Genomic DNA, 19,434 nt, shown 5'->3' with positions numbered 1-19,434 from the left:
TAAAAAAGCGTTGCTACTAGCAACGCTTTTTAAATTTATATCTAATAAAGATTATTCAATAACTAATTTCTTAGTAGTTGAAGCTCCGTTTTGTTCGATGTTTAATAAGTATACACCAGACTTTAAGCTAGATACATTTAATGTGTTGTTGCTTAATGTTTTAGTGATTACTTTTTTACCTAATAAATCAAATACTGTTACGTTTACAGCTTCATTAGAAGTAGTAACAATGTTAACTACACCTGTATTTGTTGGGTTAGGGTAAATGCTGAAGTTAGCTTTATTGAATTCTACATTAGATAAAGTACTTCCATCATTTGCTGCTCCTGGAGTAAATTGTACAGGATTAGTAGTATGAGATAAGTGAGGTACAAAAGCACCAGTATAATCTGGTTCTCTCGCAATAGATTGATTGTTTCCAGCTTCGCTACCATAAGTGTAAGTTGCAGCAGTTACACCACTAGCATTTCTAATAGTAACAGTGTCACCACCATTGTTTAAACCTAATCCACCAGTAGAAGCTACTTGAGTCATAAAATCTATTCCAGTTGGAGTACCACCACCAAATACAGTTATAAATGTATTAGGAGCTAAAATTGTTCCAGCAGGGAAAACGTGTCTATCTGAAGCACCATCAGCGATTACATAATCTGTTAAATCAATATCTGCAGCACCAATGTTGTAAAGTTCTATAAATTCATCTTGAGAAGTACTTACAGTACCATCTCCGTTAGCATCACCAGTTGTAGCATCAGGATCTGCTAAAATTTCATTTATTACTAAAAATGAAGGGTCACAGTTTGTAGCTGCAATTGTTCCAGAAATTGTAGTTCCGTCACAATCACCACCATTAATTGTTAAATCCCAAGAATCACCTTCTCCAAGACCTGTAATAGTAATTGTACCATCTGCAATTGTAGCAGGATCATCTCCTCCAATTGTTCCTGCAGAAGTAGTAGATAATGAAGTAATTGTTCCTTCAACACCAGCATAAGGAATTTCTACAGTTACCATATCGTTTCCAGCTCCAGTAGTGTTACCTAAACATACATAGTTTTCAGTACCTAAAGTTACATCACAAACAGCACATGTAGATGTAGGTCTTGTTCCTAAAGTTGGGCAAGCACCAAATGCTTCTAAAGCTACGTTAGAAAGACTCCATCCAGAGTATCCATCTGTACCATCATCTAAGTATTGTATTCCTACAAAAACATCTGTACCAGTAGCAGCAGATAAATCTACACTGTAAGATCCAGCAGTAGATATAGTTTGAGCTGTAGTCCAAGTTGATCCTGTAGGACAACCAGAATAAGCAGCAGTATAAGCTACATTTAAATCTGTAATACCAAAACTTTCAGCAGCATCAAAAGCTAAAGCTAAATCTGTTACACCTGTCATATCTAAAGGACCGAAGATTAACCAGCTTTCTACTGGTTCTGTACATCCACCACCACAATATGCGTTAGCAGAATAAGTTCCTGCAGATTCAGACCAAGTACCATTATTATTACTACTTGTATTTGTAGTAACAGCAACTAATTCAAATAATTCAGCACCAGCACTTAAATCGAAACAAGTATTAGGAATTGGATCACATTCTGCAGCAGGTACAGTTCCTGATGTAGATATTGCACCACAATCTCCACCTGTAAAGTTAATATCCCATGCATCACCTTCAGATAAACCTGAAATTGTTATTGTTCCATTAGATACAGTAGATGGATCATCTCCACCAACAGTTCCAGCAGATGTTGTAGTAACAGCAGTAATTGCAGCGTCTACACCTGTGTAAGGTATGTTAATAGTTACGCCATCATTATTGTCTCCAACAGTATTAGAGTTACATGTATATGAAGATGTTCCTAAAGTGATTCCACAAGCTGTAGAAAATCCAGTCCAAGAAATATCATCTATAATAACTTGTCTAGAAGTAACGTTAGCAATTTCAATAACAACATTACCAGCAATGTTTATACCAGTTACTGTAAAAGTTTGTTCATTAAAATCATCAAAAGGAGTAGATAATCCTTGAGAAACTCCATTTACAAATAATTCTACTTGTCTGTCTCCAGCACCAGTAAATCCTTTATAAAGTTTAACAGAAAAATCACCAATTCCTCCAGATATAGAACTTGAAGTTATTTTACTACCGTCAGAAACTCTTCTTAACATAAGAGCAGGTAAGTTAATTCCAGATCCATTAGTATCGTTATTACCATCTCTTGAAGCTACATAAGTCCAAGTGATACCGTTATTTCCAACAAAGTTGTTATCAGCATAACTTGATGTCGCGTTACTGTTGGTAAAATCTTCTAATCCTTGCGCATTAGCAAAGCTAAAAGATATTAATGTTAATAATAAAAAGTAAAGTTTTTTCATAATTATAATTGTAAAATTAGAACTACAAATATACATAGTTTTTTGGCATAGCAGTAACATTTGTGAAGACTATAACACTTTTTACAATTATATAACATTAAATCTTAACTTATTGGTTAGTAAAATATTGTATATTTCTGTTTATTAAAAACTTGAAACTGTATTAAGTTGTTTTATATATGTTATTTTATTGTTATCAATGATTAAAAAACAGCTTTTAATATTAATAATTTTATCTTTACGTTAAAATTTTCAATCTCAATACTATTCTAATGAATAAAAAGGACATAAAAATCTTATTAGTCGATGACGAACCAGATATTTTAGAAATCGTTGGATATAATTTAAGTGCAGAAGGTTACCAAGTTGTAACTGCCGAAAATGGTGTACAAGCCATAAAAAAAGCTAAAAAAGAAAAACCGCAACTTATCATATTAGACGTTATGATGCCAGAAATGGATGGTATTGAAGCTTGTGAAGCTATTAGAAAAGTACCAGAGTTAAGCAGTACTATTATTACTTTTTTAACAGCAAGAGGTGAAGATTATTCTCAAGTAGCTGGGTTTGATGCTGGTGCAGATGATTATATTACAAAGCCAATAAAACCAAAAGTACTAATTAGTAAAGTAAAGGCATTATTAAGACGATTAAAGCCAGACGAGGCAAACAAATCTATCCTTAAAATAGGAAAATTAACTATTAATAGAGACGAGTACAAAGTTATACTTGGTACAGACGAAATTATTTTACCAAGAAAAGAATTTGAACTCTTATCTTTGCTAGCCTCAAAACCAGGAAAAGTATTTAAAAGAGAAGATATTTTAGACCGTGTTTGGGGTAACGAAGTAGTCGTTGGAGGACGTACTATAGATGTTCACATAAGAAAACTAAGAGAAAAAATAGGCGATGATAGCTTTAAAACTGTAAAAGGTGTTGGTTATAAATTTGTCGAATAAAATATTTTTATTTGAAACTTAAAAAAACATACAAATTTGCATTAAAAACATCGTTTTTAATCACCATTTTTTTAACGCTCTTAATGAGTGTTTTTTTGTATATCTTCTATACAATAAACTTTAAGCATTTACTGTTTTTTGCAATATTTACTTACGGATTTTCTTTCTTAATCATTCAATATAGAGTAGAAAAATTTATATACAAACGTATAAACAAAATATATAAAGATTTAACGCTTTTAGAGTCTGCTAGTTTTAGAAAACATAGTATAACTACAGATATGGCAACGCTTACTAAACAAATAGATCAGTACGCAAAAGATAAAAAGTTAGAAATAGAGACTTTAAAAGTACGAGAAGAATATCGTAAAGAATTTATAGGTAACGTTTCGCACGAATTAAAAACACCACTTTTTACTGTTCAAGGTTATATAGAAACATTACTTGATGGCGCGATAAAGGATAAAAAAGTTGCCGAAAAATATCTTGAAAGAGCCAATAAAGGTGTAGAACGGTTAATCTATATAGTTAAAGATTTAGACATGATTACCAAGTTAGAAGTTGGTGATTTAAGATTAAATATTTCGACCTTTGATATTGTAGAGCTCGTAAAAAGCGTATTTGATCTACTAGAGATGAAAGCTGCTAAGAAAAAAATCACACTAACGTTTGATATGGATTACAAGCAGCCAATATTAGTAAAAGGTGATGAAGAAAGGATTCAGCAAGTATTAACTAATTTGGTTGTAAATTCTATTAAATACGGTTTTCAAAATGGAACGACTGAAATAAGTATTGAAAAGCTAATAAAAAACAAAGTAATTGTTAGAGTAACCGATAATGGTGAAGGTATTGGCAAAGAGCATTTGCCTAGATTATTCGAGCGTTTTTATCGTGTAGACAAAAGTGGATCGCGTAAAGAAGGCGGATCTGGTTTAGGGCTTTCTATAGTAAAACATATTATAGAAGCACACGACGAAAAAATTTATGTAGAAAGTGAAGTAAACGTTGGTAGCGAATTTTCTTTTACTTTAGAAAAAGCTTAAACAAACTCTCAAAGTCTGTATTACAATCTAAAGCATTAAAACCAGTAAAATTATTAAGCCTATCAAGTTGTTTTAAAGAAAAGTCTTTTTGATTACAACTAGGTATAATGCCTTGCTTTTCTAAATTTTCAGCTAAATATTCTTGTTCAAATTGTCCAGGTGTAGGTATAAAAAATGCTTTTTTACCCAACTTGGCTAGATCCATCACAGTAGTGTATCCAGAGCGTGATATAACTAAATCACAACAATTTAAAGCGTGTTGCAAATCAACGGAAGTCATAAAATTATAAATAGTAAACTGCTGTTTTTTTTCAATCTGTTGCTTATCTTCAATTTTACCTTTAACAAATAAGATATTACCTTCAAAATTAGTTAACTCTTCAAATAATTTCTTCTCTAATAATCCGCGTTGTGGCTCAGGACCAGAAAGTAAAACCATAATATCAAATTCAGAATTTAAACGTTCTTTTTCAAGTCTACTTAAAACGCCAATATATTTTATAGGCAACACTTTTTTATTAAAGTCGTGACCAAGTTTTCCGCTTAAATTAGGTGAGTTTTCAAAATCCGGGACCCAACACTCGTCAAACTTCTTTAAATAATAATCATGTAAAGATGTGCTTAATTTTGTAGTATTACCGCTAAGAACATTTAATTGATGCGTCATAAAAACAGAAGGGACAGATTTACTAAAAACACCCATTCTGTTATCAGTTATTATACCATCAATACAAAGCTCTTTAACAATGGTGTCAACAACTTTTTGTTCTTTATATATAGCAGATTTTATTTTAGGTAATTGCCTAAATAAGCGCCATTTAAAGCTATTTTTAGTTTTACTGTAAGTAACATTGTAACTAGGTAACTCAATAAATTTTAAAGCATTAAATTCTTTTTTAAGCAAATTTAAAGCAGCGCCATCACTAGCAATAATAGGTTCAAAATTTTGATCAATAAGTGCATTAATAATAGGTATGCAACGCGTCGCATGACCAATTCCCCAATTTAAAGGTGCAACAAGAATTTTTTTCTTCATTATAAAAATTTGGGCGTTACCACAAGGGTCAGGCTGTTCGTTATATCTTTTTTTGCCATTTATCGAAGCAAAAAAAGGATGTCACTACCATCCTTAACGCAAAAAGACTAATTTCAAAGATAAGTATAATACTGCTAAGGTATATTTCCTTAATTTTACGCCATAAATAACAAATAGTTAAAAAGTGGGAAGCAAGAATAAACTAAAACGATTTAAAGAAAACGAAACCTTTTCAAATGTATTTCAACCAACAAGATCAGAGTTAGTAGATCAAACCTACCAGTATAAAGGATTTTGGAACGAAAAAGTTTTTAAAAATAATAATCCAATAGTTTTAGAGCTTGGTTGTGGTAAAGGCGAGTATAGTGTAGCATTAGCACAAAAATTCCCAAATAAAAACTTTATAGGAATAGATATAAAAGGAGCACGTTTTTGGCGAGGCGCAAAAACCGCAGTAGAAGAAAATATTCCTAACGTTGCCTTTATACGTACACAAATAGAATTAATAGAATACGTTTTTGCAAAAAATGAAGTAGACGAAATTTGGATAACATTTCCAGATCCTCAAATAAAATATAAACGTACAAAACATCGTATGACAAATTCGGCTTTTTTACAGCGTTATAAAAATGTTTTAAAACCAGACGGTATAATGAATTTAAAAACAGATTCCGAATTTATGCACGGTTACACCTTAGGTCTATTACATGGCGAAGGTCATGAAGTTTTATATGCTAACAACGATGTGTATAGACAAGAAGGAAGTCCAGAAGAAGTTACAGCGATACAAACCTTTTATGAGAGTCAATATTTAGAACAAAACAAACCAATTACGTATATTAGATTCAAAATTAATTAACCTTTGGACCTTACTATCACATTTTTTTTAAGTCTTCTAATCGCATTAGTTGGTGTAATTCCGCCAGGATTACTTAACATGACAGCAGCTAAAATAAGCCTGAAAGAAGGATATAGTCGTGGATTAATTTTCTCTTTAGGAGTTTGTATTGTCGTTATTTTTCAAACATTAATAGCTGTAATATTTGCTAGATACTTAAGCATGCATCCAGAGGTAATTAAAGTGCTGCAACGTGTTGCATTTGTATTATTTGTTCTAATAGCAATTTATTTTTTTGTACTGGCAAAGAAAAAACCACAACCAAAAATAGAACAATCAAAACGTAGTAAGCAAAGTAGGTTTTTTTATGGCATGTTGTTATCTGCATTAAATGTGTTTCCAATACCATATCAAGCATATATGAGTTTAACTTTAGCAGGTTTTGGTTGGCTTAATTTTAATAATATAGGTATCACTTCTTACGTAGCAGGCGCAGCTACAGGTACATTTGTAATGCTATATGTGTATGTGTTTTTATTCGAAAAAATAAAAAGTAAAAAAATAAAATCACAAAAAAACATGAATTATAGCATAGGAGCAATAACAGCAATTATAGCTATAGTAACACTAATCAATATTTTAAAAGATTTATGAAACCAGAAACCTTAAGTTTTTACGAAAAGGTTTATGAGGTCGCAAGATTAATACCTTATGGTAGAGTAACATCTTACGGTGCAATAGCAAGCTACTTAGGCGCAAAAAGAAGTGCAAGATTAGTAGGTTATGCCATGAATGGATCACACAACAAAGACGTGCCAGCACATCGTGTAGTTAATAGAAAAGGATTACTTACAGGAAAACATCATTTTGAAGGCACAAACCTAATGCAGCAGCTGTTAGAAAGTGAAGGTATAAAGGTAAAAGAAAACCAAATTCGAGATTTTGAAACAGTCTTTTGGGATCCACAAAAACACCTATAAAAATTGCTTATATGGCAATAAAAAAACTTCTTTTAAACTAGTATTTATCTTCACTCAATAAGTAGTATATTTGCAGTCTAAATAAAATTAGAAACTAATAAGCTGGTTTTTAGATTAATATTTATAAAATCTAATAAGAAAAGTAAATCTTTAAGATAAATTCCGACTTAATAATCATACAAAATCGTAAGACGATAAAATAGACTTATGAAATTAGAAAAAAAAGATATACTTAAAGCATTAGAAACAATTACAGTACCAGGAGAAGGACAAAATATGGTCGAAAGTGGCGCTGTAAAAAATATTGTAACATTTGGTGATGAGGTTATAGTAGACATAACCATTAAAAATCCATCCTTACAAGCACGTAAAAAAACAGAAGTAGAAATACTACAAGCTATTCATAAACACGTTTATGAAAAAGCAAAAATTAAAGTTAATGTTAAAGTAGATGCGCCAGAAAAGCCGCAAGCAAATACAATAAAAGGAAAGCCAATTCCAGGAATACAAAACATTGTAGCAGTAGCGTCAGGAAAAGGTGGCGTAGGAAAATCTACAGTTACCGCTAACCTAGCAATAATGTTAGCAAAAATGGGCTTTAAAGTTGGAGTTTTAGATGCAGATATTTATGGACCATCAATGCCAATTATGTTTGATGTAGAAATGGAAAAACCATTATCTGTTACAGTTGACGGTAAATCTAAAATGAAACCTGTAGAAAATTACGGTGTAAAAATATTATCTATAGGCTTTTTTACAAAACCAGATCAAGCAGTAATATGGCGTGGACCTATGGCTGCAAAAGCCTTAAATCAAATGATTTTTGATGCCGCTTGGGGAGAATTAGATTTCTTACTTTTAGACTTGCCACCAGGTACAGGAGATATTCACTTAAGTATCATGCAATCCTTACCAATAACAGGAGCAGTTGTAGTAAGTACGCCACAAAACGTAGCTTTAGCAGATGCTAAAAAAGGAGTGGCAATGTTCCAACAAGACAGTATTAATGTTCCAGTTTTAGGAATTATAGAGAACATGGCTTATTTTACTCCAGAAGAACTTCCAAATAATAAATATTATATCTTTGGTAAAGAAGGCGCAAAACATTTAGCAGAAGATTTACAAGTGCCTTTACTAGGAGAAATTCCTTTAGTACAAAGCATTAGAGAAGCAGGTGATGTTGGTCGTCCAGCAGCAATGCAAGTAGCAACACCAACAGAGAAAGCTTTTGAAAAATTAACGCAAAATGTGGTGCAAGAAGTGGTAAATCGTAACGAAAATTTACCAGAAACCGAAGCAATTAAAATAACAACTATGGCAGGCTGCTCTGCAGTAAATAAAAAATAGATGACAACACAAGAGTTAAGACTAAACGTAGAAAAAGCATTAGAAGAAATCCGTCCTTTTTTACAAAATGATGGTGGCGATATAGAATTAATTTCCATAGAAAACAACGAAGTTACAGTGCAACTACAAGGCGCATGTATCTCATGTAGTGTCAACCAAATGACATTAAAGTCTGGTGTAGAAATGACAATAAAAAAATACGCGCCTCAAATAGAAAAAGTTACAAATATTAGTGCTTAAGGCGTTACCACAAGGGTCGCGCTATTCGTTATATCTTTTTTTGCAAATAGATTTGTACGACAATCAAATTTTTAGAAGCAAAAAAAGGATGCCACTACTATCGCTAACGCAGGCGTAAAGCTGACAAAAATCATAAGCCACAACAGATTAACCTTTTACATTTGTGTAAAACAATTTTAAAAGATGATTAAAACAGATATACTAATCATAGGCGCAGGACCAACAGGACTTTTTGCAGTCTTTGAAGCAGGATTACTAAAACTAAAATGTCATTTAATAGACGCATTACCACAACCAGGTGGACAATGTTCAGAGATTTATCCCAAAAAACCAATCTATGATATACCAGCGTATCCAGAAATTTTAGCAGGAGATTTAACGCATAAATTAATGGAACAATGTAAGCAGTTTGAACCAGGATTTACGTTAGGTGAGCGAGCAGATACCATAGAAAAACAAGACGACGGTTCATTTATTGTTACCACAAATAAAGGCACAAAACACCATGCGCCAGTAGTTGCTATTGCTGGTGGATTAGGTAGTTTTGAGCCACGTAAACCTTTAATTGATAATCTAGCAGATTACGAAGATAAAGGTGTAGAGTACATGATTAAAGAACCAGAAATCTATCGTGGTAAAAAAGTAGTTATTGCTGGAGGCGGCGACTCTGCTTTAGATTGGAGTATCTTTTTAAGTGATGTTGCCGAAGAAGTTACGTTAATACATAGACGTAATGAGTTTAGAGGTCATTTAGATTCAGTAGAAAAAGTACAAGAATTAAAATCTGCAGGAAAAATTAATCTAATTACTCCAGCAGAAGTGATTGGCATAGAAGGTAACGGTAAAGTAGAAGCGGTAACCATCAAACAAGACGCAAAAACTTACAATAAAGAATGTGATCATTTTGTGCCTTTATTTGGTTTGTCTCCTAAACTTGGACCAATTGCAAATTGGGGATTAGAAATAGAAAAAAATGCCATTAAAGTAAACAATGCGTTAGATTATCAAACTAACATTCCTGGGATATATGCTATTGGTGATGTAAACACATATCCAGGTAAATTAAAGTTAATACTTTGTGGTTTCCATGAAGCTACTTTAATGTGTCAATCTGCTTATCAAATTATTAATCCAGGTAAACGTTATGTATTAAAATATACTACTGTTGCTGGTGTAGATGGTTTTGATGGTTCACGTAAAGAAGCACCTAAAGCAGTAGTAAAAAAGATTGAATAAAATGGAACAGGACATAAATATTAAAATTACTGATCGTGATGGTGTTACACACGAAGTGGTTGCGCCAACAGACATGGCTATGAATTTAATGGAAGTTGTACGTAGTTACGAGCTTGCTCCAGAAGGAACTATTGGTGTTTGTGGTGGTATGGCAATGTGTGCTAGTTGTCAATGTTATGTTTTAAGTGATACCGAATTACCAGAAATGCAAGATGATGAAGAGGCAATGCTAAGTGAAGCTTTTTACGTAAAAGATAACTCAAGATTAGGTTGTCAAATACAAATCACGCCAGAATTAGAAGGCTTAGAAGTAGAATTGGCTCCTGAAAGTTAAATACTTATTTGAGATTCAAAATTATAAAATAGATTCCTGCTTTATGCAGGAATTTTTTTATCTATAATCTATCAATCTTCTTGGTCCTTCTAGCAATACTCTAACAATTTGAAGTGTGCCATCTTCTTTGGTAGCAATTTGCCATTTTATTAAAGAGATTGAACCGTTTTCTATTTCAATACCAGTGATGCTTCTAGGATGTACGCAACTACCATCGTTAAAAAAAGCAATGTCACCAGGTTCTGGAAAACGCGGTCTATGTGTATGACCAACAATGGTCATTAGATTATTGTTGTCTGTAATCCATTTTTTGGTACGACGTTCTACTTTAATTAGTTCTTTGTAGTTTTTTGCAGGACTTGTTGGATCTGCTATTCCCATAACATTTAATGGTTTCCATAAAATTCTAACTAAAAACCGACTCCATTTCCAGAAATTGTAATTCCACCAATCTGCTTGATGACCATGTGTTAAAAAGATCTCTTGATTAGTGTCTTTGTGTTTTAAAACTATAGCTTCATGATATTTAATATCGCCAAAAAGTTCTACTTCTTCGCCAACTTTTGGGTCAAAATAAGTGGATAGATTTTTCTTAACCGTATCAGGATTACGATACACCATATCATGATTTCCCCAAATCATATGCAAACGATTCTTTTTGTGAAATAGTTGCATTAATTCATAAACGTTTTTATGTGCGTTTAAAATTGAAGAGAAAGATATGTTTTCCCAAAGCTCATCACCATCGCCTAGTTCGGCATAATTAAAACCTTCTACGTAGTAGTGTTTTAATGCGTGGTAATAGATGTTTCGGTTATTGGCAAAATCGTCTGCAAAACTATTATCGCCTCGATGACAATCGCTAAATAGTATAAATTTGGAGTTGTCATCAAAAGGAACAACGTGAGCATTTTGATAAGCTTTGTCTAATCTTTTCTTTGCTGAAAACATAATCTTACGCTAAAGTTTTTCTAAAGCGTAAGGTAATAAACGTTCAACAAATAAACTATAGGCTTTTTTGGAAGGATGTAAACCATCAGAAGCGACCAAATCTGTATCTTCTAATCCATTTCTAGTAATATCTGTAATGTTTACAAAAGTAATGTTATTAGCGTTGCAATAATTTTCCGCGAAAGCGTTATAAGTATCAATTTCTGAAGAAATAGTTGTGTTTTCTTTTCCAAAAGGAGTGTAAGTATAATCAGGAATTGAAACGACAATAACTCTTTTTTTATCGCCTTTCGCTTTAGTTATAGCTATGTCTACAAGTTCTGGAAATTCTTTTTCATAAATTGAAAAATCTTTTCCTTGATATTGATTGTTTACACCAATTAATAAGGTGACTAAATCGTAGTTGTTTGGTAGATTTTCATTGCTAATTCCGTTTAATAAATTGGTCGTAGTCCAGCCTGTTGTTGCTACAATCTTTAAATTGAAAGAAGTGTCTTTTGTATTGTTACTCAAACTGTCTTTGAGTTGCTCTGGAAATCTGCACGTTTCGCAAACACTTTCTCCAATGGTGTAGCTGTCACCAAGAGATAGTATATTATAATTGTTATTTTGCGATTTGGCTTCGTTCTTTAAAACTTTATTAGTTGATGTACAACTAAGCAATAGAATTACTGCAATACTAAAAAGATAAAATAGAAATTTCATACTATAAAGATACTACTTCTTTACTTTCTAAAATTTCACTTTCTATACCATTCCAAAGTGCGATACGCTTTTCTAGAGCTAGTATAGATGTTTCTTCTACTTCTTTCCATTTTCTTTGGTCATTTTCGCAAAGCTCTTCAATCATTTGCAACGCCATAGGACCATGTTCGTCTGCGTCTAATTCGATATGTCTTTCAAAGTAATACACTAATTTAGAAAGGTCTTTTTCAGGGAAATTTTGCTGAAAATTCTTTAAAATTTCTGTAAACATATTCGGGATTAAATCTTCGCGACCAAAGGTAAATGCAGCAGCAATTTGATGTGGTTGACCTTCGATAGCAACGTTAAACGTAAATTCTAAAAAGTCTTGTAGTGATTGAGGTAATTTGCTGTTTCTTATAGCAACAAATATGTTTCCTAAGCTTAAAGAAGATTCTAAGAATAGTTCTATTTGATTGGTTGATACGCCATAAGTTTTCATAGCGTCTAGATACATCTCGTAATGGCTTTTGTGATTACCGTTTATATCTACATCTGTTTCTTCGGCTAAAACAATTTCGTTTATTAAATACCTTGTTTCTGGATGTTTTGTTGGTATCCATGGTAAAGTCGTGCAAGTTAATTTGTTTTGCAAGGCTTTAAGAAGTGACATAAAATCCCAAACAGCAAATACATGATGCTTTAAGAATATCTCTAAATCTATATTTGTTGTTATGTTTTGGTATAAACTATGATTTAATAATTGATTTTGAAGCGGAGCAATTTTTTCTTTTACGTTCTTTATAGACATTTTCTTTTTCATTTTTTACAAAAATAAAAAATGCATCTTTAAAAAAAGATGCATTTCATATTTATTAACTATTTAGATTTATATAAAATCTATAGTTTTTATTTAAAAGCGTTTAATCCAGTGACGTCTAAACCTGTGATTAATAAATGAATGTCGTGCGTACCTTCGTAAGTAATTACGCTTTCTAAATTCATCATATGACGCATAATGCTGTATTCTCCAGTAATACCCATTCCGCCTAACATTTGTCTAGCTTCACGTGCAATTTTTATAGCCATATCTACATTGTTACGTTTAGCCATAGAGATTTGAGCAGAAGTTGCCTTACCTTCATTACGTAACACACCAACACGCCAAGCTAATAATTGTGCTTTGGTGATTTCAGTAATCATTTCGGCTAATTTCTTTTGTTGTAATTGAAATTGACCAATTGGCTTACCAAACTGCATACGCTCTTTACTGTATCTTAATGCAGTATCATAACAATCCATTGCAGCACCAATTGCGCCCCAAGCGATACCGTATCTTGCAGAATCTAAACAACCTAATGGAGCACCAAGACCAGATTTGTTAGGTAATAAATTTTCTTTAGGCACTTTTACATTATCAAAAATAAGCTCGCCAGTTGCACTAGCACGTAACGACCATTTGTTGTGTGTTTCTGGAGTAGAAAATCCTTCCATTCCACGTTCTACAATTAAACCGTGTATACGACCTTCTTCATTTTTAGCCCAAACAACAGCAACTTGTGCAAAAGGTGCGTTACTAATCCACATTTTAGCACCATTTAAAAGATAATGGTCACCCATATTTTTAAAATTAGTAACCATTCCGCCAGGATTAGATCCATGATCAGGCTCGGTTAAACCAAAACAACCCATCCATTCTCCAGATGCTAATTTTGGTAAGTATTTTTTGCGTTGCTCTTCGTTACCATATTTAAAAATAGGATACATTACTAAAGACGATTGTACAGAAGCAGTACTACGTACACCAGAATCGCCACGTTCAATCTCTTGCATGATTAAACCATAAGAGATTTGGTCTAATCCTGCGCCGCCATATTCCATAGGAATATATGGACCAAATGCGCCAATTTCGGCTAATCCGCCAATGATTTGTTCTGGGAATTCTGCTTTTTGTGCATACTCTTCAATAATAGGAGAAACATCACGTTTAACCCATTCTCTAGCAGCATCGCGTACTAATTTATGTTCGTCGCTTAATAAATCGTCAAGATTTAAGTAATCTGGAGCTTCAAATAAATCTGGTTTCATTAGATAAGTATAGTTTTAAACTGTTGCTTAATGATGTATGTAACAGTAAATTGTTTAAATTTTATAGTTAACAAAAGTAACGAAATCGTTTTCATTGCCCAATTAAAACTACATTTTTAAGTAGAAATCTTTAGTAAGATTTATGTAGTCTTCTGTGTATTGGTGTCTTTGGGTTTCTATAATTAATTCTTCTTTTTGTATTTCACTTTCGTGGAAACTAAAGCCAATCAAACTTCTTTTTATATCAGCGTTTGGGTTGCCTTTTACGTTAAGGATTTGGTTAGGAAATAAACCTACTTTTTGAGCAAGATTGATAAATCGGTCTTCTTCACTAAAAGGTATAATTACTGAAAATCTTCCGTTGTCTTCCAAAAGATGAGCTGCACAAACCACAAGGTGTTCAAAAGGCATCGCGTCTTGAAAACGCGCCATATCACGTTGCTTGTTATCGGTTTTAAAATGGTCTGCGTAAAACGGTGGATTACTAATTATTAGATCATATTTATCTTCAATTTCTTCAGCAAATTCTTGTAAATCTGCGTGATAACAAAATAATCGGTCTGGCCAAGGAGAGTTTTCGAAGTTTTCTACGCACTGTTCGTAAGCATTTTCGTCTATTTCTAAACCGTCAATAACTTGTGCATTACTACGTTGTGCTAACATTAATGATAAAATTCCTGTCCCAGCACCAATGTCTAAAATAGAAAATGGATTGTCTTTTAATGGTGTCCAAGCACCAAGTAAGACGCTATCTGTGCCAATTTTCATGGCGCATTGGTCTTGTTTAACTGTAAACTGCTTGAATTGGAAAGGGTTATTCATTGATATATAAATCTATAAGTCCTTCTGGTGTTTCTACAATAATGGTTTTGTTAGGTTTGTCAACTTTTATGATAAACTCATCATTCATTGGGATTAAAATTTCTGTCCCATTTCTATCAATTTCAAATAGTGCTTGAGCTGTGCTATCATTTACACCAGAAATTATCCCAACGTTTCCGTAGTTTTTATCTTCTACTTTAAAACCAATAATTTCATGGTAATAAAATTTATCATCTTCTAATTCTGGTAAAAAGCTTAATGGTAAGTATAATTCGCTTTTAATTAAGCTATCTGCATCATCTTCTGTATCTACATCTTCAAATTTGATACGTAATAATTCAGATTTGTGAAGTTGAGAGCTTTCTATAAAAAAAGGGACTAAGTTGCCTCTTAAATTTACAAGAATCGAGTCTAAATTTTCAAATTGTTCAGGCTCGTCTGTGTCTAATTTTGCAAGTATTTCGCCTTTAAAACTGTACTTTTTTACAATTTTACCAACGTAAAAGCATTCATTTATATCCATAAGGAAAGTTTTAAACATAAAAAACTCCGATAGTTATTATCGGAGTTTAAAAGTATAAAAAAATAATTTTTATTCTTCTTCGTTTGTAGCGTCAGCTTCTTCTGTAGCTGCCTCTTCAACAACTGGTGCAGCTGCTGCGATACGAGCTTCGTTTACTGCTTTTTCAGCTTCAAAAGCTTTTGCTTTAGCGTCTGCTTCAGCTTTAGCTAAGTTATCTTTCTTAGCGTCAACTTTTCCAGCTTTTTCTTCTAACCAAGCATTAAATTTCTCTTCTGCTTGCTCTTCAGTTAAAGCACCTTTTCTAACTCCGCCAGCTAAATGGTTTTTTAGTAAAGCACCTTTATAAGATAAAATTGCTCTAGCTGTGTCTGTTGGTTGTGCACCATTTTGTAACCATTTTACAGCACCATCAACATCTAAATCGATAGTTGCAGGGTTAGTGTTTGGATTGTAAGTTCCTATTTTTTCTAGGTATTTACCATCTCTTTTGGCTCTAGCATCTGCTGCTACAACCCAGTAAAAAGGTTTTCCTTTTTTACCGTGTCTTTGTAATCTAATTTTTACAGGCATAAAAAATTAATTTGTGAGGTACTCGACCTCTATTATTAATAAGTGCGCAAAGATACTATAATTTTTTATATGAGTATTCTTTATTTTCAATTATTTATATAGAAAAAATATTCTATTTTTGGTAGCTAAAGTATACTTTAACAAGTGTGCTGCTTATTAATCAATAAATTTATTAAAATGAAAAAAGTAATTACGCTGTTATCTTTAGCGTTATTAATGTTTAATTGTAGTAATGATCAAGAATTTAATGTAACATCTTTTCAAGCTGAAAAAAGTGGTGTTATTTGGGATGCAAATTTTTACTCAGCTCAAGTAGATGAAAATGGTGTAATTACAATTGAAGGTTCTACTGGTTTAGAGACAATAACAATTGTAGCTTATGGACAAGATGCAAGTGGTTGCTCTAATCTTTTTAATAATAGTCAAGGTGTATGTTATGATATGCAGTATAATGCATCTTTTGCTAATTTTACAGACCAAAATAATGTACTTTGGAGTACAAATAAAATACCAGATCAAAGTGTACAATTGTATAGACCAGATGGAGTAGTTAGTATAGTTGATGGTAGTTTAGAAGAAGGTAAGTTGTCAGGACATTTTTATTTTAATGCTTTTAACCCAACAGGATTAACTTCTATAAGTATTACTAAAGGTGTGTTTTATAATATTCCTTTTACTACAGGTCCAACTACCAATTATTTTACTTGCGTAGATGCAGAAGACCAAGTGCAGCAAGCTATGATAGCATATAATAATGCAGACTTAATGGATAGTGCATTATTTGAACAATTATGTAATGCATATGTCAATGCGTTATACACACAAATAGAATATTGTGGTGATGTTAATGGTACAATCCAAGCGACAATAGATCAAGTAAATGCCAACAATTGTCAATTAACTTGTGATCAAATAGCTTCTAATACATCTACTGCACAATCAGATTACAACAATGCGACTTTAGGAAACACAATTGATATGTGTACAAGATACATCCAATATTTAAACGAGCAGATTGATACTTGTGGTGATCCAAATGGAGATTTACAAGCGATTATTGATAATTTAGATTGTGGTGATGATGATGGCGATGGTGTACCAAACTCGGTAGAAGATTTAAATAATGATGGCGATTTATCCAACGATGATACAGATGCAGATTTAAATCCTAATCATTTAGATGATGATGATGATGATGATGGTATATTAACAAGTGACGAATTAAATCTTGATGCAAATGGTAATCCAGCAGATACAGATATGGATGGAATACCAGATTATTTAGATTTAGATGAAGATAATGACGGCATACCAACTGCAGATGAAGATGTTGATAACGACGGTAATCCATTAAATGATGATACAGATGGTGATGGAATACCAAATTATTTAGATAATGATGATGATGGCGATGGTATTTATTCTATTTACGAAGGAACTATAGATACAGATATGGATGGTATTGTTAATTATTTAGATAGCGATGATGATGGTGATAGTATTCTAACTCAATTTGAATTTGTAGACTCAAATGCAGATGGCAATCCAATAGATTCTCAAGATTTTGATTCAGATGGTATGGATGATTATTTAGATAATGATGATGACAACGATGGTTTGTTAACCATTGACGAAAATCCAGATCCAAACGGAGATGGTAATCCAGATGATGCACAAAATTCAGATGCAGATTCTGCTCCAGATTATTTAGATGCAAACTAATTATTTAAAAAGAAGCCTAGAATAGGCTTCTTTTTTTATGCGTTTATATCCCTAAATTTGTAGTTGGTCTAATATTACAAGTTTTTAAACCGTTTTATTACAAGTTATCAATATTAATTACAATTTTTGTTTGTATAATCCATTATAAATGAAAAAAGTAATAGTACTGTTATCTCTTTTTTTAACCTTCATCGCTTGCGAAGACGACTTAGTGTTTAGCAATCCGTCTTTTACTGCAAATAAAAATGATGTATCTTGGCAATCTACTAACTTTAAAGCGTCAATAGACGCTTTTGGGTTTTTAAGCATTACTGCAATTAATGGAGAAGAAATAATTAATCTTAAAACTGCAGGCGCATCTAACGGAACTTTTACAGTAGGTAATACAGCAACTCAAGCAGTATATCAAGATCAAAATGGTGTAACTTATTCAACCAATAATATACCAGATCCAAGTATTCAATTATATCCATCTGAAGGACAAATTAATATTGAAGAGTTTAATAGTATAGAAAAAACAGTATCAGGTACTTTTTATTTTCATGCATTTGATAATACAGGATTGCAATCGGTAGTTTTTAACAAAGGATTTTTTTATAACGTGCCAATACTATTTATAGCTCAACCAGATAATGGACAGCAAGACTTAGCTTGTCTAGCAGCTCAAGCTACAACATCTACAACTCTTACAAATCTTAATGCAGTAGATGTAAATGGGTCACAATATTCGCAATATTGTACCGCTTATAAAGTTGCACTTCAAATTCAAATTCAAGAATGTGGTGATGACGGAACTTTACAAAATATTATCACAAGTTTAGGCGACTGTTCTAATTAAAACTTAATAAAAAATTAAAATTTTAAAGCTAGATAAATTGTTATCTAGCTTTTTTTGTTAAAAGCTCTTAAGGTTATCACAAACCTTGTTAAACTGTTGTGTTACCTTAGTTTAGTGTAGTATCTTAATGGTAAGTAAGACGTAAATAACACGCCTTATCTAACCAAAACCAACCTGATTATTAAATTATTTAAATGTGTTTAATAATTTAAATAATCATTAGATTTTAAAATCTATAATATGTTAAACCAAACACATGAAATTTAAAAAGAAACGATTATGAGTTATAGTGAACAAATTTCAGAAAAGTTAAACGAATTACTAGTAAAAAATTATGATGCCGAAAAAGGGTATCTAAACGCAATGGACAATGTTGAAGACAAAAATCTTAAGATTTTCTTCAAAAGAAGAGCATCAGAGCGTAGTCAATTTGCTAAAGAATTAAGGACCGAAATTTTAAGATACGGTGAAGTGCCTGAAGATTCAGAAAGTTTTAAAGGAACAATGCATCGTAATTGGATGACTTTAAAATCTACTTTTTCTTCAAACAATGAAGAAAAAATTTTAGAAGAAGCCATTAGAGGTGAAGAAGCAAGTCTAGAAGAGTATGATAAATTAATGAAAGAAAATAATTTACCACCAACAATAGACGAGCTTATTTTTAGACATCGTAATGCAATACAAGCAGCGATAAATACAGAGAAAGTACATGAAGAATTAGTGTCGTAACTAAATTTAGTTAATTATAGTTTGAAAAAAGTCAGCATTTATGCTGGCTTTTTTTATTAAACTCATTCAAGTTTCATTTTAAAAAAGAGAAAATTCTACGTACTTTTATATGCTC

At 32.2% G+C, this 19,434-nt stretch carries 21 protein-coding genes; 12 read left to right on the top strand and 9 right to left on the bottom strand.

Annotated elements, in window-relative coordinates; translation table 11 throughout:
* Nucleotides 1-51: 51 nt before the first annotated feature.
* On the bottom strand, nt 52-2,379 hold the full coding sequence (locus tag IFB02_RS04180; protein WP_158256252.1) for a T9SS type A sorting domain-containing protein: 2,328 nt from the start codon (nt 2,377-2,379) through the stop codon (nt 52-54).
* 272 nt (nt 2,380-2,651) lie between these two features.
* On the opposite strand from IFB02_RS04180, the gene IFB02_RS04175 reads away from it, so the two are divergent.
* Nucleotides 2,652-3,335 carry a response regulator transcription factor gene (locus IFB02_RS04175; RefSeq protein ID WP_106686776.1) on the top strand — a complete coding sequence of 228 codons (684 nt, stop codon included), beginning with the start codon at nt 2,652-2,654 and terminating at the stop codon, nt 3,333-3,335.
* 83 nt (nt 3,336-3,418) lie between these two features.
* A complete protein-coding gene (locus tag IFB02_RS04170; protein WP_106687036.1) occupies nt 3,419-4,381 on the top strand; it encodes a sensor histidine kinase in 963 nt (320 codons plus the stop codon).
* Here the strand turns inward: IFB02_RS04170 and IFB02_RS04165 are convergent.
* Complete coding sequence (locus IFB02_RS04165; protein ID WP_106686777.1) at nt 4,362-5,417, bottom strand: glycosyltransferase; 1,056 nt, start codon at nt 5,415-5,417, stop codon at nt 4,362-4,364. The two genes, IFB02_RS04170 and IFB02_RS04165, sit on opposite strands and share 20 nt — an antisense overlap.
* A gap of 184 nt (nt 5,418-5,601) precedes the next feature.
* Between IFB02_RS04165 and trmB the strand changes: the two genes are divergently transcribed.
* The 7 genes from trmB (at nt 5,602) to IFB02_RS04130 (ending at nt 10,392) form a co-directional block, all read left to right on the top strand.
* Nucleotides 5,602-6,276, top strand: coding sequence for a tRNA (guanosine(46)-N7)-methyltransferase TrmB (gene trmB / locus IFB02_RS04160; RefSeq protein WP_106686778.1), 675 nt, complete (start codon nt 5,602-5,604; stop codon nt 6,274-6,276).
* A 3-nt stretch (nt 6,277-6,279) separates the two neighbouring features.
* Nucleotides 6,280-6,909 carry a LysE family transporter gene (locus IFB02_RS04155; protein ID WP_106686779.1) on the top strand — a complete coding sequence of 210 codons (630 nt, stop codon included), beginning with the start codon at nt 6,280-6,282 and terminating at the stop codon, nt 6,907-6,909.
* On the top strand, nt 6,906-7,235 hold the full coding sequence (locus tag IFB02_RS04150; protein ID WP_106686780.1) for an MGMT family protein: 330 nt from the start codon (nt 6,906-6,908) through the stop codon (nt 7,233-7,235). The genes IFB02_RS04155 and IFB02_RS04150 overlap by 4 nt, the downstream gene beginning before the upstream one ends.
* A 207-nt stretch (nt 7,236-7,442) precedes the next feature.
* The gene (locus tag IFB02_RS04145) at nt 7,443-8,582 is read left to right on the top strand and encodes an Mrp/NBP35 family ATP-binding protein (protein WP_106686781.1); all 1,140 of its coding nucleotides are present in this window, start codon (nt 7,443-7,445) and stop codon (nt 8,580-8,582) included.
* Nucleotides 8,583-8,822, top strand: a complete 240-nt coding sequence (locus IFB02_RS04140) for a NifU family protein (RefSeq protein WP_106686782.1) — start codon at nt 8,583-8,585, stop codon at nt 8,820-8,822. It abuts the gene before it with no gap.
* A gap of 183 nt (nt 8,823-9,005) precedes the next feature.
* A complete protein-coding gene (locus IFB02_RS04135) occupies nt 9,006-10,058 on the top strand; it encodes an NAD(P)/FAD-dependent oxidoreductase (protein ID WP_106686783.1) in 1,053 nt (350 codons plus the stop codon).
* Between the two features lies 1 nt (nt 10,059).
* Entirely contained in the window at nt 10,060-10,392 is a 333-nt protein-coding gene (locus IFB02_RS04130) for a 2Fe-2S iron-sulfur cluster-binding family protein (RefSeq protein ID WP_106686784.1), read from the top strand.
* Between the two features lie 57 nt (nt 10,393-10,449).
* Here IFB02_RS04130 and IFB02_RS04125 read toward each other — a convergent pair whose 3' ends face one another.
* From IFB02_RS04125 to IFB02_RS04095, 7 genes are all read right to left on the bottom strand, one after another.
* The gene (locus IFB02_RS04125) at nt 10,450-11,343 is read right to left on the bottom strand and encodes a metallophosphoesterase (RefSeq protein WP_106686785.1); all 894 of its coding nucleotides are present in this window, start codon (nt 11,341-11,343) and stop codon (nt 10,450-10,452) included.
* Between the two features lie 9 nt (nt 11,344-11,352).
* The gene (locus IFB02_RS04120; protein WP_106686786.1) at nt 11,353-12,048 is read right to left on the bottom strand and encodes an SGNH/GDSL hydrolase family protein; all 696 of its coding nucleotides are present in this window, start codon (nt 12,046-12,048) and stop codon (nt 11,353-11,355) included.
* Nucleotide 12,049: 1 nt separating this feature from the next.
* Nucleotides 12,050-12,838 carry a DUF3050 domain-containing protein gene (locus IFB02_RS04115; protein ID WP_106686787.1) on the bottom strand — a complete coding sequence of 263 codons (789 nt, stop codon included), beginning with the start codon at nt 12,836-12,838 and terminating at the stop codon, nt 12,050-12,052.
* Between the two features lie 98 nt (nt 12,839-12,936).
* Nucleotides 12,937-14,115 carry an acyl-CoA dehydrogenase family protein gene (locus tag IFB02_RS04110; RefSeq protein ID WP_106686788.1) on the bottom strand — a complete coding sequence of 393 codons (1,179 nt, stop codon included), beginning with the start codon at nt 14,113-14,115 and terminating at the stop codon, nt 12,937-12,939.
* A gap of 108 nt (nt 14,116-14,223) precedes the next feature.
* Nucleotides 14,224-14,937: a tRNA1(Val) (adenine(37)-N6)-methyltransferase gene (locus IFB02_RS04105; protein WP_106686789.1), complete on the bottom strand. Its 714-nt coding sequence runs from the start codon at nt 14,935-14,937 to the stop codon at nt 14,224-14,226.
* Nucleotides 14,930-15,460, bottom strand: a complete 531-nt coding sequence (gene rimM, locus IFB02_RS04100) for a ribosome maturation factor RimM (protein WP_106686790.1) — start codon at nt 15,458-15,460, stop codon at nt 14,930-14,932. Before rimM ends, IFB02_RS04105 begins: the two co-directional genes overlap by 8 nt.
* A 69-nt stretch (nt 15,461-15,529) precedes the next feature.
* Nucleotides 15,530-16,030: a 30S ribosomal protein S16 gene (locus tag IFB02_RS04095; RefSeq protein WP_106686791.1), complete on the bottom strand. Its 501-nt coding sequence runs from the start codon at nt 16,028-16,030 to the stop codon at nt 15,530-15,532.
* A gap of 177 nt (nt 16,031-16,207) precedes the next feature.
* Here IFB02_RS04095 and IFB02_RS04090 point away from each other — a divergent pair, with 177 nt between their 5' ends.
* The 3 genes from IFB02_RS04090 (at nt 16,208) to IFB02_RS04080 (ending at nt 19,319) form a co-directional block, all read left to right on the top strand.
* Nucleotides 16,208-17,752 carry a DUF6252 family protein gene (locus IFB02_RS04090; RefSeq protein WP_106686792.1) on the top strand — a complete coding sequence of 515 codons (1,545 nt, stop codon included), beginning with the start codon at nt 16,208-16,210 and terminating at the stop codon, nt 17,750-17,752.
* 148 nt (nt 17,753-17,900) lie between these two features.
* Nucleotides 17,901-18,590: a DUF6252 family protein gene (locus tag IFB02_RS04085; protein WP_106686793.1), complete on the top strand. Its 690-nt coding sequence runs from the start codon at nt 17,901-17,903 to the stop codon at nt 18,588-18,590.
* Nucleotides 18,591-18,869: 279 nt separating this feature from the next.
* The gene (locus tag IFB02_RS04080) at nt 18,870-19,319 is read left to right on the top strand and encodes a ferritin-like domain-containing protein (protein WP_106686794.1); all 450 of its coding nucleotides are present in this window, start codon (nt 18,870-18,872) and stop codon (nt 19,317-19,319) included.
* Nucleotides 19,320-19,434: the final 115 nt, after the last annotated feature.

The sequence above is a fragment of the Mesoflavibacter profundi genome (assembly GCF_014764305.1).
Classification (GTDB): domain Bacteria; phylum Bacteroidota; class Bacteroidia; order Flavobacteriales; family Flavobacteriaceae; genus Mesoflavibacter; species Mesoflavibacter profundi.
This window is presented reverse-complemented; position numbering and strand designations above follow the sequence as displayed.